This is a genomic window from Chroococcidiopsis sp. (assembly GCF_051657925.1).
Lineage (GTDB): Bacteria > Cyanobacteriota > Cyanobacteriia > Cyanobacteriales > Chroococcidiopsidaceae > Chroococcidiopsis.
Map to the genome: position 1 here is coordinate 24,604 of NZ_JBOFLP010000113.1, position 13,512 is coordinate 38,115.

The 13,512-nt window shown below is 45.9% G+C and carries 14 protein-coding genes and 1 pseudogene; 6 read left to right on the forward strand and 9 right to left on the reverse strand.

The genetic code is table 11. From position 1 onward, the window contains the following. Nucleotides 1-140 precede the first annotated feature (140 nt). Together ACRC32_RS08430 and ACRC32_RS08435 are read right to left on the reverse strand one after the other, a co-directional pair. A complete protein-coding gene (locus tag ACRC32_RS08430) occupies nt 141-932 on the reverse strand; it encodes an alpha/beta fold hydrolase (RefSeq protein ID WP_438553542.1) in 792 nt (263 codons plus the stop codon). Next, the gene (locus ACRC32_RS08435) at nt 929-1,999 is read right to left on the reverse strand and encodes an AI-2E family transporter (RefSeq protein WP_438553543.1); all 1,071 of its coding nucleotides are present in this window, start codon (nt 1,997-1,999) and stop codon (nt 929-931) included. Before ACRC32_RS08435 ends, ACRC32_RS08430 begins: the two co-directional genes overlap by 4 nt. 276 nt (nt 2,000-2,275) lie before the next feature. Between ACRC32_RS08435 and minC the strand changes: the two genes are divergently transcribed. Genes minC through minE form a run of 3 tightly spaced genes read left to right on the forward strand, consistent with a single transcriptional unit; the run spans nt 2,276 to nt 4,184 of the window. Beyond that, nucleotides 2,276-3,067 carry a septum site-determining protein MinC gene (gene minC / locus ACRC32_RS08440; protein WP_438553544.1) on the forward strand — a complete coding sequence of 264 codons (792 nt, stop codon included), beginning with the start codon at nt 2,276-2,278 and terminating at the stop codon, nt 3,065-3,067. Next, nucleotides 3,064-3,870 carry a septum site-determining protein MinD gene (minD, locus tag ACRC32_RS08445; RefSeq protein ID WP_106545844.1) on the forward strand — a complete coding sequence of 269 codons (807 nt, stop codon included), beginning with the start codon at nt 3,064-3,066 and terminating at the stop codon, nt 3,868-3,870. The genes minC and minD overlap by 4 nt, the downstream gene beginning before the upstream one ends. Nucleotides 3,871-3,908: 38 nt before the next feature. Next, complete coding sequence (gene minE / locus ACRC32_RS08450; RefSeq protein ID WP_438553554.1) at nt 3,909-4,184, forward strand: cell division topological specificity factor MinE; 276 nt, start codon at nt 3,909-3,911, stop codon at nt 4,182-4,184. Between the two features lie 128 nt (nt 4,185-4,312). Here minE and ACRC32_RS08455 read toward each other — a convergent pair whose 3' ends face one another. Continuing rightward, entirely contained in the window at nt 4,313-4,573 is a 261-nt protein-coding gene (locus tag ACRC32_RS08455) for a hypothetical protein (RefSeq protein WP_438553545.1), read from the reverse strand. On the opposite strand from ACRC32_RS08455, the gene atpD reads away from it, so the two are divergent. Beyond that, nucleotides 4,563-6,011 (forward strand): F0F1 ATP synthase subunit beta, encoded by a 1,449-nt coding sequence (atpD, locus tag ACRC32_RS08460; protein ID WP_015153841.1) that lies wholly within the window; start codon nt 4,563-4,565, stop codon nt 6,009-6,011. The two genes, ACRC32_RS08455 and atpD, sit on opposite strands and share 11 nt — an antisense overlap. 143 nt (nt 6,012-6,154) lie before the next feature. Next, nucleotides 6,155-6,574 carry an ATP synthase F1 subunit epsilon gene (gene atpC / locus ACRC32_RS08465; protein ID WP_438553546.1) on the forward strand — a complete coding sequence of 140 codons (420 nt, stop codon included), beginning with the start codon at nt 6,155-6,157 and terminating at the stop codon, nt 6,572-6,574. Between the two features lie 98 nt (nt 6,575-6,672). Here atpC and ACRC32_RS08470 read toward each other — a convergent pair whose 3' ends face one another. Beyond that, on the reverse strand, nt 6,673-7,956 hold the full coding sequence (locus ACRC32_RS08470; protein ID WP_438553547.1) for an HhoA/HhoB/HtrA family serine endopeptidase: 1,284 nt from the start codon (nt 7,954-7,956) through the stop codon (nt 6,673-6,675). 77 nt (nt 7,957-8,033) lie between these two features. Further along, a complete protein-coding gene (locus ACRC32_RS08475) occupies nt 8,034-8,567 on the reverse strand; it encodes a hypothetical protein (protein WP_438553548.1) in 534 nt (177 codons plus the stop codon). Nucleotides 8,568-8,882: 315 nt separating this feature from the next. Between ACRC32_RS08475 and ACRC32_RS08480 the strand changes: the two genes are divergently transcribed. Continuing rightward, a complete protein-coding gene (locus ACRC32_RS08480) occupies nt 8,883-9,071 on the forward strand; it encodes a hypothetical protein (protein ID WP_438553549.1) in 189 nt (62 codons plus the stop codon). Between the two features lie 7 nt (nt 9,072-9,078). Here ACRC32_RS08480 and ACRC32_RS08485 read toward each other — a convergent pair whose 3' ends face one another. From ACRC32_RS08485 to ACRC32_RS08500, 4 genes and pseudogenes are all read right to left on the reverse strand, one after another. Continuing rightward, nucleotides 9,079-10,818, reverse strand: a complete 1,740-nt coding sequence (locus ACRC32_RS08485) for an ABC transporter ATP-binding protein/permease (RefSeq protein ID WP_438553550.1) — start codon at nt 10,816-10,818, stop codon at nt 9,079-9,081. A gap of 182 nt (nt 10,819-11,000) precedes the next feature. Beyond that, nucleotides 11,001-12,419 (reverse strand): sensor histidine kinase, encoded by a 1,419-nt coding sequence (locus ACRC32_RS08490; RefSeq protein ID WP_438553551.1) that lies wholly within the window; start codon nt 12,417-12,419, stop codon nt 11,001-11,003. Next, the gene (locus ACRC32_RS08495) at nt 12,412-13,092 is read right to left on the reverse strand and encodes a response regulator (protein WP_438553552.1); all 681 of its coding nucleotides are present in this window, start codon (nt 13,090-13,092) and stop codon (nt 12,412-12,414) included. Before ACRC32_RS08495 ends, ACRC32_RS08490 begins: the two co-directional genes overlap by 8 nt. Before the next feature lie 226 nt (nt 13,093-13,318). Beyond that, nucleotides 13,319-13,512, reverse strand: a pseudogene (locus ACRC32_RS08500) (30S ribosomal protein PSRP-3); the annotation flags it as partial.

Genomic DNA, 13,512 nt, shown 5'->3' on the forward strand with positions numbered 1-13,512 from the left:
GTTCTCTGTCTCTTGATACTTACAATTTTAACCCTAACTCTGCCAGCTCTCAGTAATTTGTAATACTTAGCGTTATGGCTGTCGTTTGTCATTTGTCATGAGTCGTTTGTCATTTGTCATTCAACTAACAGGCGATCGCCTCAATCTAACTCAACTTGCTTGATAAAATCAAGTGCGATCGATGCAAGTTTTTCGGGATGCCAAAGCATCCATTCGTGATAACCCTCTTTAACAATAGTTAATGTGGAATTTGGAATGAGATTAGCCATTTCTCGTGCTACTGATAACGGTGTAGTTAGATCTTTCTCCGACCATAATATTAAGCAAGGGGCTTTAATGCTAGGCAATAAATGTGTTGAGTCTTGATATAATGAAATGAATAAGGCATAAATAATATTTCCAGTATTAAATAAGAGATTATGAGTAAAGACTTTAGGAATATCAAAAAATTGTAACTTTAGTTTGGGAATAGAAATTTGAGCGGTCATCTCAATTGCTCTACGCGGTACTATTTCTGGAATAGATACAGATGGAATTCCCGTGCTATCTAATAAAACTAGACTTTTTACCCGCTCTGGAATGAGAGTAGCTAAAGTAATGGCGATTCCTCCACCTAACGAGTGTCCCACCAGATGCACTTGTGGAAGATTTAGAGCTTCTAAGAATGAAACTATGAATTTTGCATAGCTGTGGTAGTCAGAAATTAGATTATGGTAGGAGGAACGAGCAAAACTAGGTAAATCGGGAGCGATGACAGCGTGTTGTTCTGCTATGAGTTCCAAAACTTCTTGGTAAGGCTCAGATGAGATTCCCCAACCATGTAAAAACAGAATGGGAGTTGAAGAATGCCGAACACTTTGCTGATAAAAAATGCTGCAATCTTTCAATTGGATACGACAGTTAACAAAATGGTTTAAAGTTTTAGCATTCATACTTCAACTTGTCCTCTTGTTTCTTTGTCTTCCTTACTTTCTTTTTCTCCTTGCCATCGGTTGAGAATATCTTTAACCAAAACTTCTTTTAACCAAATTTGAGTCACGATTAATAATGGAATAGCAAGAAATAAGCCTAAAAAACCGAACAAACTTGCAAAGACAACGACAGCAAGAATAGTAAATACGGGTAACAAAGAGACTTCCCGTTGCATAATTATTGGTACGAGTACCAAACTTTCAAACTGCTGAATCGCTAAATATAAAATAATAACCGCCCCGGCTTTCCAAGGAGCGTCTAAAAGCGCCAGCAAAACTGGAGGAATGACGCTTAAAGTAGGTCCCACGTTAGGAATAAATTCTAATAAGCCTGCTATCAAAGCATTAACTAAAGGTAATGGAACTCCCAAAAGAGATAATCCAATAAAAGAGACGACTCCAATCCCTACCATTGCGAAGAGAGTTCCTTTAATCCAACCGACTAAAGAGTCTTCGCATTCTGAAAGAATTTCGTCCACTCGACGACGATAGAAAGCAGGAAAAGCAAGAGTCAACGTGCGGCGATAGGGGACGGGATTGAGTAGCAGCATAATCGTGAGGACAAAAAATAGCAGGAAATTCACCACCGCTGCCAAAGAGTTATTCAACACGGTGACAAAGTTACCTAATATTCCCCCTACAAAAGACTGGAGTTGTTGAGTCAGATTGCTTAAGGGTGGGGCGGCTTCTAAAACTCGTCCGGGAATTAAGCTGCGTACCCAGTTGTACCAGCCAAGCACCCGAGCCGATATTTCTGGCAGGAGCTTTACCAACTGTTGCAATTGCTCTACGATACGTGGCACGACGATCGCGAAAATACCAGCCACGATCGCCAGTAAGGCAATAACTGTAATTGCTATGGCAATCCCTCGCGGAATGCGGGAACGCTGAAGAAACCGCACTAATCGATTGAGAACCGTTGCCAAGACAACAGCAGCGAATATGAGTAAAACAACTTGTCGCAGTTGCCACAGAACGTAGAGAGAGATAATCAGGGCGAGAAAACCAATCCATTGCCCGATCCGCACAGCAGCGCCTCCATTTTCTGGCTATTACCAGCAATTTTGCTGTTACTGTAGCCCTTGCCGCGATCGGTGTCTTCCTCCCTAGGGGGAAGGGAGCAGGGAGCAGGGAGCAGGGAGCAGTGCCCAGTTTATTCTGACTCCTGACTCCTGACTCCTGTCTCCTCACAAATGACAAATGACAATTATTAACTTCCTCAGAAAGTTTTCTGCCTCAACTCATTTAATATGTTATGGATATTTAGTGAGTCGGTTCGCGTGCCTCTGCTGACCTGATAATACATGACATCTGATTCTGCCCATTCAGAACTAGTTCCAACTATTACTCCGCCTTCCCCAGAGGCGATCGCTAGTTTACAAGTTCGCCTCAAAAGCGAGGAAGGACGGCTGGTGTTAACGCTGCCAGCAGAAGGAGAATCCTCGGCGCTCAACTGGTCGGATCTTTGGCTACAGTTAAAACAACGGTTGCAGGGAGGCGATCGCTTCTGGCAACCAAATACGACTGTCGATCTCATGGCAGCGGATCGGTTGCTGGATGGCAGACAACTGAAGACGATCGCTGATGCCTTGTGGGAAGTCCAATTGCAACTGCGACGAGTCTGTACGACGCGCCGTCAAACTGCTGTAGCCGCCGCCACCGCAGGTTATTGCGTCGAACAACAAGCCCCGCCAGTATCGGCAATCAATCAACTCCCCGCAGCATCGCCCGCGCCTTTAGCAGAACCGTTGTACTTACAAATGACCGTGCGATCGGGGACGGAAATTCGCCACCCTGGTACGGTCGTAATCTTGGGCGATCTTAACCCAGGTGGAAACGTCATTGCCGATGGAGACATTCTAGTCTGGGGGCGATTGCGGGGAGTTGCCCACGCAGGAGCAAGCGGTAATTCTAAATGCCTAATTGTTGCCCTGCAAATGGAACCCACGCAGTTACGAATTGCCGATTCTGTAGCTAGAGCGCCAACAACTATCCCAGATCGATTTTATCCTGAAGTTGCCTACGTCACACCCGAAGGCATTCGCATCACAAAAGCCGCTGATTTTTCTAAGTCCCAGTTTATATCTAAGCCATGACTCGCATCATCGTCACAACATCTGGAAAAGGAGGGGTGGGTAAGACTACCTTCACAGCCAACATTGGCATGGCACTAGCCCGCATGGGGCGCACGGTTGTCCTAGTCGATGCGGATTTCGGGCTGCGTAATTTAGACCTACTACTAGGTCTAGAAAACAGGATAGTCTACACTGCCGTTGAAGTTGTAACTGGAGAATGTCGTCTAGAACAAGCCCTGGTTAAAGATAAACGCGAACCAAAACTAGTCCTGCTACCAGCTGCCCAAAATCGCACTAAAGAGGCAGTTACCCCAGAACAGATGAAACAACTGGTGGGGACTTTAACCAAAAACTACGAATATATTGTTATAGACAGCCCAGCCGGAATTGAAACGGGCTTCAAAAATGCGATCGTGGCAGCGCAAGAAGCAATTATTGTCACTACACCAGAAATTGCCGCAGTCCGCGATGCCGATCGCGTAGTCGGTCTATTAGAGGCTAACGGAGTCAAGCAAATTCAGTTAATTGTCAACCGTCTGCGCCCCGCGATGGTGCAAATGAATGATATGATGTCAGTGCAGGACGTGCAGGAACTTTTGGGCATTCCCCTATTAGGCGTAGTCCCAGAAGACGAGCGCGTGATCGTTTCAACTAATAGAGGCGAACCCCTGGTTTTAGCTGAAGACCCTACCCTAGCTGGTAAGGCATTTGATAATATTGCCCGCCGATTAGAAGGCGAAAAAATCGAATTTCTCGATCTCCATCCCGTGCATGAGGGTTTTCTTTCTCGTCTGCGCAAATTGCTGTGGACGAAACTAATTTAAGCCCCGATTTAACAACCTGCAACCTGCATCCAGATGCCATGTTTAGCGATCTTTTAGATAAAATTTTTTCTAATAATCCGAACGATAACAACAGTCGTTCTCAAGTCAAGCAACGGCTGCAATTAGTAATTTCCCACGATCGCAGCGATTTGAGTCCGCAAACAATCGAGAAAATGCGGCGGGAAATATTAGAGGTGGTTGGTCGGTACGTCGAACTGGATGTAGAAGGGATGGAGTTTTCTTTAGAAAACAACCAGCGATCGACAGCTCTGATTGCTAATTTACCAATTCGGCGAGTGAAAGCAGACGAATGAAAAGTGGTAGCTGGTAATTGGTAGTTGGTAATTGGTAATTGGTAGTTGACGGTTGATAGTTCTTGCTCCTCTGCCCCTCAGCCCCTGAAGCTCTCTTCCCCGACTCCCCTGTACGGGCGGGTTTTGAGTCACAATTTATTGACGGAAGCCATGAATCTGCTTGCTAAACCCGCCCCTACGACCCCCGACTCCCGACTCCCTGATAACTGATAACTGATAACTGATAACTGATAACTGATCGGTGGTACTCTGGAAGATGGCAAGTTTATGTCTGTCTGTAAAGATGGCAAACTCGCATCCGTCTGAATGATGGCAAGTTTGTAGATAAACTGTCCGACCGGATCTAAAACATAGCTGAAATCGAACTTAGGCGAGAGAATGGTCACCACCGCAGAAAAAACAGGTATTGGATACATTACACAAATCATTGGTCCTGTTGTAGACGTAAAATTCCCAGAAGGCAAACTGCCAGCGATCTACAACGCTCTGACTATCAAAAGCACCAATGAAGCTGGACAAGAAGTTTCTGTCACCTGTGAAGTGCAGCAACTTATGGGCGATCAACAGGTGCGTACAGTTTCCATGAGTTCCACCGATGGTCTAGTTCGCGGGATGGAAGCGGTTGATACAGGCGCTCCCATTTCCGTACCAGTAGGTAAGGCTACCTTGGGTCGAATTTTCAACGTCTTGGGCGAACCCGTAGATAACAGAGGACCTGTTAACACAGAAGAAAAATTCCCCATCCACCGCGAAGCGCCCAAACTCGTAGATTTGGAAACCAAACCTTCCGTGTTTGAAACGGGGATCAAAGTGGTTGACCTACTCACACCCTATCGACGTGGTGGCAAGATCGGTCTGTTCGGTGGTGCTGGCGTCGGCAAAACCGTAATCATGATGGAGTTGATCAATAACATTGCAACTCAACACGGTGGTGTGTCGGTATTCGGTGGCGTGGGCGAACGTACCCGTGAAGGAAACGACCTTTACAACGAAATGATCGAATCTGGGGTAATCAATAAAGATGACCTCAACGAGTCGAAAATCGCTCTGGTCTACGGTCAGATGAACGAACCACCTGGAGCCAGAATGCGGGTGGGACTATCAGCGTTGACAATGGCTGAATATTTCCGCGATGTCAACAAGCAAGACGTATTGCTATTTATCGACAACATCTTCCGTTTCGTCCAAGCAGGTTCGGAAGTATCCGCACTACTAGGACGGATGCCTTCAGCAGTAGGATACCAACCCACTCTGGGTACGGACGTAGGCGAACTGCAAGAGCGGATCACTTCGACTACAGAAGGTTCTATTACCTCCATTCAAGCCGTTTACGTTCCAGCGGACGACTTGACCGACCCCGCACCAGCAACTACATTCGCTCACCTAGACGGTACTACTGTATTGTCTCGTGGTTTGGCAGCTAAGGGCATTTATCCAGCTGTAGACCCACTGGGTTCAACTTCTACCATGTTGCAACCCAATATCGTCGGTGACGATCACTACGGTACAGCTCGCGCCGTTCAAGCTACCCTCCAGCGTTACAAAGAACTGCAAGACATCATCGCCATTCTTGGGTTAGATGAATTGTCGGAAGAAGACAGATTGACAGTCGCACGGGCGCGGAAGATCGAGCGCTTCCTCTCCCAGCCGTTCTTTGTAGCTGAAGTCTTCACTGGTTCTCCTGGTAAGTACGTGAAGCTAGAAGAAACAATTAAAGGCTTCAAGTCAATTCTGTCTGGAGAATTAGACAGCCTTCCAGAACAGGCTTTCTATATGGTGGGCAGCATTGAAGAAGCAGTTGCCAAAGCGGAAAAAATGAAAGGGTAATGGGTAATCGGTAATGGGTAATCGGTAATTCCAAAGTGAAAAGTTAAAAGTCAAAAGTCAAAATTGACTAATAGCTGATAATAGACGACTAATTACCCATTGCCAACTACCAACTACCAATTACCAATTACCAATCAGCAAATATGACATTGACAGTTCGTGTAATTTCCCCAGACAAGACTGTTTGGGATGCTCCGGCTGAAGAAGTGATTTTACCCAGTACCACTGGACAACTAGGTATTCTCAGCGGACATGCTCCCTTATTAACTGCCCTCGATACTGCCGTGATGCGCGTCCGTCCTGACAAAGGGCAAAGTTGGGTGGCGATCGCCCTTATGGGTGGATTTGCCGAAGTCGAGAGCGATGAGGTGACAATTCTTGTCAACGGTGCAGAACGTGGCGACAAAATCGATATGGAAGCCGCCCGCGCTGCATACAACGAAGCCCAAACTAAGCTCAACCAAGTTCAAGGCGCTGCTCGTCAAGAACAGATCCAAGCCACTCAAGCGTTTAAACGCGCTCGGGCTAGGTTTCAAGCCGCAGGTGGTATGGTTACAGTTTAGCCAATACTCTTTTGGCAATCTTCTTATGACGAAAACTCTTTTAGCAGGGATGCTGAAAGAGTTTTTGTTGTTTGAGCGATCGCAATACTGCTTCAAGATTACTCTACCTGAGCTGTCGGAAAAGCACCAGGACGCACAGCTAAGTTGAGAGTTCGTCCCTGACGACGCAATTCTAGGCGTATATCCTTACCAATGGCGCTATTTTCTACTGCCTGTCGGATCGCGTCAGCTTCCGTGACCGATTGACCGTTAAGCTTGTGAATGACATCGCCCACTCGTAACCCAGCTTTTGCAGCAGGAGAATCGGGTACAACTCTGACGACTAAGACACCTCGATCTTCATCTACATTGAGCCAGCTGTTGGGGTCGCTAGCGATCTGTTGTTTGACTTCTGGGGTTAACGTCAGCATTTGAATGCCTAGAAAAGCATGTTCTACCCTACCGCGCGCTACTAGCTGGTCGGCGATGCGCTGAGCAGTATGAATAGGGATAGCAAAGCCTAGTCCTTGAGCGCCGCCAATGATGGCAGTATTCATCCCAATTACTTCACCCTGCTGATTCAACAGCGGTCCCCCAGAGTTACCAGGGTTAATTGCGGCATCGGTTTGAATAAAGTTAACCCGTTTATCGGGAATACCAACATCGCTACTGGAGCGACCTGTGGCGCTGACGATCCCCGTGGTAACTGTATTGTCAAGACCGAGGGGGTTGCCGATCGCGATCGCCCATTGTCCAGGTTGTAGCTGCTGTGAGTTACCAAACTTCACAGTTGGTAATTGCTGTGCCTGAATCTGGACTACAGCCACATCTGTGACTGGATCTGCTCCCAACACCTTTCCTTCAAACGAGCGTCCATCCTTAAGCCGCACTTTCACTGTGTCTGCACCATCAACGACATGAGCATTGGTGAGAATCCGCCCGTTGGGACTAATAATAAAGCCAGAACCAGCCCCGCGTATAGTTCGTCTACCTGGTTGCGGCACTTGAGAGCCAAAAAAGTCGCGAAAGAATGGATCGTTGAAGGCATCGGGTAAGCGATTGGTAACAGTTTTAGCAGCATCAATTCGCACGACAGCTGGACCGACGCGATCCACTACAGCAGTCACAAAGTTAGTATTAATGTTGGGGGGCAAGCTAGCTTGTGCAGCTTCAGTTGGGATAACTGCTATAGAAGTATAAGGTAGCTGCCACCAAGAAAAATGACGGGCGATCGCATAGATACCTAAAATGGTAGCGGCAGTTCCTAGTAAGAATAAAGCGAAGCGAGTCACTGGTTGCTGAACTAAATTTTTCTTGGCTTGATGGTGAATAGCATGGTTGGATTGAAGATGGGATTTAGTTTGCTCTAAATTCTTATTGGCATCGCGTTGTTTGATGGACATTTTTGTTACCTTTGAAAATAGATTTTTATGACTAAAGATATGGGTGTGGAATTGCTTTGGTAGATAGAGCCATGCAGCTACTTCAAGAACACATCACCTGTTTTTTCAATTCTCATCGCCACTCTATCCGTCTTGAAGTCAGTCGATTCATCAAAAGCAATTTCTAGCAGTCCAGGTTGGGACGATATTTGGGGATGAACCTGAAGCAGTCCTTTATCCTCGCGTCGGAAGGTCACAGCTACAGGTATAGGCAAAGCTTGCAGGGTGACATTTTCTCGCCCCAAAAGCGTGCGTTGGTCGGTATGTCCGACGATCTGATAGGAAATCTTTGCGTTAGTATGGTTTGTCAGTTTAATATTGACTTTCCCATCCACGGGGACAACTGTAGCACTTGCTGGTTGGTCTTCTGGTAGAGGCGGTGTAATCGGCTGAGAAAGAGGTTTAGTAATACTATCCCGCCTGCGGTTGTAGGGCGGTTCGTTAAAAATACTGGGTTTGTTAGCTGGGGTTGTGGGTGCGGCTGCTGCTATCGGTATTATCCATAGACTTATCCATATGCCACCACAAATCGCGCCAATCCAACTTTTACGGCTTCGCAGGTATTGAGTCATATTTTTCTATTCAAAGCGATCGCAATTTTTAGCAAATCAAAATTGTTCGTACTTTTAACTTACGAGGAAAAATTAAGAAAATCATGAGAATCGCCGCCGCGATCGAAAAAGGCGATCGCGATTTTTAGGCGATCGCCCACATATTGCTGATGTTGATGATTTGCAAGTCTTATCGACTAATATTTGGTTCTCATTGTTTTCTTAATCTCCATTTGTATTCTGAAAATAGAGGCAAACAACGCAAGCGCGATCGCCCAGTTTGCCCAGAGAGAACGATTAATTGGCTGAGACTTTTATAAAAAATGGAGTTAAATCGTGATGATAAGCACAATTAGACCGGAGACAACTTCATCTGAGTCGATTGCATACATAACCGAAGAAACTCCGATCGATCTGATGCAGATCGATTGTTATCCATACGCTACGCGAGGAGTTCTGTACGGTCTGCTGTTCGCGATTATTTTCTGGGGAAGCATAATTGGTATGTTGATGCTAGCGTTCTAGCGATCCTTCAACTCGTTGCATCTGCTGTATATTCATCTGTCAACATTAACTGCCAGCGAGAATCTCCCTCCAACTTCAAGACGTATTTGTGGTACTGCAACAAACTGGCACGGTGTCCGACGCTAACCGTCGTAGTTCTCATTGCTTTAAGTTGTTGGTAAAGGCGTTTTTCGTTCCCCAGATCCAACGCACTCGTCGCTTCATCTAAAATCGCGTAGGCAGGTTGAGCCAGCAAAAGCCGCGCGAAAGCAAGTCGCTGTTGCTCTCCTAAAGACAACACGTTTGCCCAATCTAGTTGAGCATCAAATCCTCCCAACCTCTGAGGTAAATCTGTCAGGTTGACTTGCTCTAATACTTGACGCAACTGCTGCTCGTCGATCTGACGCTCGGTATGGGGATAGAGTAACTGACTGCGTAGAGAACCTAACACCATGTAGGGACGTTGGGGTAAAAACAGCATTTCTTTGAGCTGCGGACGGGTGAGATGACCTGTACCCGCATTCCATAACCCCGCGATCGCCCGTAAAATTGAACTTTTGCCACTACCGCTATGCCCCACTAATACTAACCCTTCTCCTGGCTCCAAACTCAGCGACAAATCCTCAACTAAAGTTCTTTGATAGTTAGGAGTTTGTAGCGTTACGCGCTGCATGGCTAATCTAGCAGCTTCCGTCACGTCAATCGTTGTCGAACCAGGTTGCGGTTGAGATGGAGTTTCTAGAGCATCGGTGAGGCTACTGAGGCGATCGACTCCTGCGGCAAAAGCTGTCAAGTTTTCAAACTGACTCACGACAATAGATAGAGCAGCAAAAATTTGGCGAAACGCGATCGCGGCTTGGGTAAACGCACCAAATTCCGTGTTTCCGGCAAAGTAAATCGGTGCGACTACTAAATAAGGTAGTGCGGCAACAAAATAGTTGTAGCTTTCGGTAAAAAAACTAAGATTTCGCTGCCAGCTAATTAGTAAGTCAAAGTTGCGGATTGCTGCAAGAAAACGCTGTCGCAGTCCGATAGATTCTTCAGCTTCACCTTGATAAAATGCGATCGATTCTGCATTGTCGCGAACGTGAATTAAGCCGTAACGAAAATTTGCTTCTTTTTTCAGTTGGTCGAAGTTGATCCTAATTAATCTGCGTCCAATCCAAGCAGTAATAATTGTACCGATAATTGCATAAGCTAAAAGGGTAAATGACAAAGAAACAGAAATCGATAACAAGACACCAGTAAAAGAAATTAAGGTAATAACTGATGTCAGGATTAATAGCAAGAAAGTCAAACTAGTACGGGTGAACGACCTAATATCTTCAGAAATTCGCTGGTCGGGGTTATCAATTTCTTCGTTGAAATTGAGCAAATAATAAGCACGGTTTTGCAGATACTTATTGAGAAAGCGATTGGTCAACCACTCGCGCCAATAAAGCCCTAGCTTATCTCGAAGATAAGCAAATATGACGACAATTGGCGTGCCAATTACCAATAAACCAACATAAATAAAAATAAATCGCCAAAAAGTTGATGTATCTCTAGTTTGAGGAAAATTTGCTAAAGCTGTATTGATATTTCTAAAAATAAAACTAATACTAACATTAATTACATTCACACCCAATGACAATACGAGTAACAAAATTAGCAATCCTCTCGCTTTCCACTTCTGCTCGGAAAACCAATAGGGTTTGGCGATCGCCCAAAATTTTCTCCACAATTGGCGATTTAATCGATTTTGTCTATTTGTTGTCACTCTTATCATCTAGAGATTAAATGAATCAAACTACATAACCTCAAATTATAGAGACAAATTAAGAAAATGATGAGAAATACATTTTCATTTAGTAGTTATAGCTATACTCGGTTGAATGAGATAGATCTGTAGGGACGCACGGCTGTGCGCCCCTACTACGAATGTATTGCACCTGTATGAGAAACGCTGTATCAGCGATCGCTGTCAACTGTCAACAAATCCATTACAGGCAAAGTTACGGTAAAAGTAGTTTCTTCAGAGATACTTTCAACCGCGATCGCGCCACCATGTAAACGGACGATTTCAGCAGCGATCGCCAATCCTAATCCAGCTCCATTTTTACTTCCATTTACAGATTCAGCGCGGTAAAATCGCTCAAATAGATGCGGCAAATGCTCAGGAGGAATACATGCTCCCGTGTTGCTTACAGCCACCTCTACCATTTTCTCCTCGCTGTCTCGCTCCTTAACCCATAGCCTTACCATACCTCCTGCTGGAGTATACTTAACAGCATTATCTAGTAAATTGAGAAATAGGTTGGTCAGGCAATCAGGATCGCCTTGAACTTGTAACTCAGCAGGTAGATGATTGGCGATCGCAATTTGCTGTTCTGCCAGGGGTTGTATTTGCTCTACAATTACCTCTAGCAGACTGCTTAAATCTACCGACAGCAAATTAAACGGAAACTGACCGCGATCGATCCTGGCAAGTAAGAGTAAGCCATTACTCAAGCGAATCAAGCGGTCTACCTCTTGCTCTAAGTCTTGCAGTGTCTTATCGTATTCAGCAACGGTACGCAAGCGAGTGCGGGTGACACCGATGCGTCCCTTAATTACAGCTAAAGGCGTGCGTAACTCATGAGCAGCATTAGCAGTAAATTGCTGTTCCCGCTCAAAGGCTGCTTGCAAGCGGTCTAACATTTGGTCAAATGTGGTTGCTAGTTGTCCCACTTCATCTGCTGCACCCCAGTAGTTGACGCGCCGATTTAAGTCAGTAGCGGCGATCGCCTGTGCGGTGCGGTTAATCTTCTGAATCGGACGCAAGGCTCGATTCGAGAGAAATAGCCCTCCTGATGCAGCTAAGAGCAGTACCAAGGGCAAACTGAATAAAACCTCCATTGGGAGTTCTTCGGAAATTTCTTCTAATGTCTCTAGCGACTGTGCTACTTGCAGCCATCCCACTATTTGACCGTTACGCACTACTGGCTGGTCGATCGTCCGCCATTCTACTTCATTGCGCGATCGGGTAGCGAATCCTTTCTCGGTCGGGACTTTTGCTGGTAGTTCTCGGTATCTACCAAAACCGTCTACTACTCCGCCATCTGGATTAATCAAGCGAATTGCAAACCCCACTTGACGCAAACGCCGTGATGCATTGCGCTGAATTGGCTTGTTTTGAAATGCTAGGGAATCATCTTCATCAGCTAAATAAGCTATGAACTGAGAAGCAACAATTTGCAAGGCAGTATCTACCTTAGAAATTAGCTTGCGCTCTAGCCGAAAATATAAATAGCCAGTCAAGCCACTGAGAGTCAGTCCTAACAGTAGGACATACCAGACAGTTAACTTCACCCGCAAGGGAATGCGATCGATCCACTTGAGACTAACCATCGCTCTGTTCGGCACTCAGACGATAGCCGACACCGCGCACTGTATGCAGTAAGGGGCGATCGAAACCGTTGTCTATCTTGCGCCGCAAATAGCCAATGTAAACATCGACCACGTTGGAGTCTCCATAGAAGTCAAAATTCCAAATTCGCTCGGTTATTTGGCTGCGAGTCAGTACTTGTCGAGGGTGGCGCATCAAGTATTCTAGTAAGCTAAACTCGCGGGGGCTAAGTTCGATCGACTTGCCAGCGCGGCGGACTTCCCGATTCGCCACATCCATTTCTAAGTCGGCGACTTGCAGTATTGTATCTAGTTGTAAAGGAGGGCGGCGCAATAAGGCACGCAAACGCGCCAGTAGTTCGGGAAAAGCAAAGGGCTTGAATAGGTAATCATCTGCGCCTGCATCTAGCCCTTTAACTCTGTCTTCCACAGTATCGCGAGCAGTTAAAAGCAGCACGGGGGTTTTGATGCGCGATCGCATTTGGCGCAATACTTGTAAACCGTCCATTTGTGGCAACATGATGTCTAGCACGATAACGTCATACTCGGCTGCGAGGGCATAATTTAGTCCCGCTTGACCGTCGCTGGCTACATCTACAGCATAACCAGCTTCGTTTAATCCCTGCCGAATGAATTGAGCAATACCAGGTTCATCTTCTATCACTAGGACGCGCATGAGCCTAACAATTTTGGATTTTGGATTTACGATTTTGGATTTACCTCTGATACGCTTTTACGCGATCGGTTGTTGCGATCCGACTCAAAACCAAAAAAAGTCATATTTATGATATTTCATCGCAATTCTCGATTGCCTGCGTGATACAGGTAGGGGCGCACCGCTGTGCGCCCCTACAGATGTATATTTTACCCAATTGAAAACTGCTATTAGGTTATGTCTACGATCAAGCGCTACCTGTAAAAGTCACTTCAGGAAATTTTGACTGAGCTTCGCCTAGCGGTCGCCGCCTGCCTTCCTCTTGCCAGTAGTTGATCACTTCCGTGGATTTATTGAGTAACTCCACGCGCTCTTGCTCGGTGATCCAGCTTTTTGATTCTAATTCCTTTTTCAATTCCTCCCAAGCATCATTGCGAGGCC